The sequence below is a fragment of the Neisseria sp. P0018.S001 genome (assembly GCF_051957355.1).
GTDB lineage: Bacteria > Pseudomonadota > Gammaproteobacteria > Burkholderiales > Neisseriaceae > Neisseria > Neisseria subflava_A.
Genome location: NZ_JBQCWN010000081.1, coordinates 1 through 434 on the forward strand (window position 1 = coordinate 1; position 434 = coordinate 434).

Below are 434 nucleotides of genomic sequence, written 5' to 3' on the forward strand. Positions count from 1 at the left end.
CAAGGAGAGACTGGCTTAGATCACATTTTTTGCGGTGTGGCATTGATACCGTCGGGCAATGAGGGTATCGGTTCGGCTCGGTGTATATTTTGATGCTTATTTCTATTTTCAGACGGCATTTGAACAAGCAAGTATTGGGGCAATAGGTTAAAATGGTTCGTCTGAAATTTGTTTGAGGAAAACGAGAAAACTATGTCCCAACAATACGTCTATTCTATGCTGCGCGTGAGCAAGGTTGTGCCGCCGCAAAAAACCATTATTAAAGACATTTCCCTTTCATTTTTCCCCGGTTCAAAAATCGGTTTGCTCGGTTTGAACGGTGCGGGTAAATCTACTGTACTGCGGATTATGGCGGGCGTGGATAAAGAATTTGAGGGCGAAGCCGTGCCGATGGGCGGCATTAAAATCGGCTATCTGCCGCAAGAGCCTGAGCT

1 protein-coding gene is annotated in these 434 nt (G+C 45.9%); it reads left to right on the forward strand.

The features are described from left to right. Positions 1 to 192: 192 nt before the first annotated feature. On the forward strand, positions 193 to 434 hold a 242-nt coding region (locus ACTHTJ_RS10920; protein WP_440362697.1), incomplete at its 3' end, for an ATP-binding cassette domain-containing protein.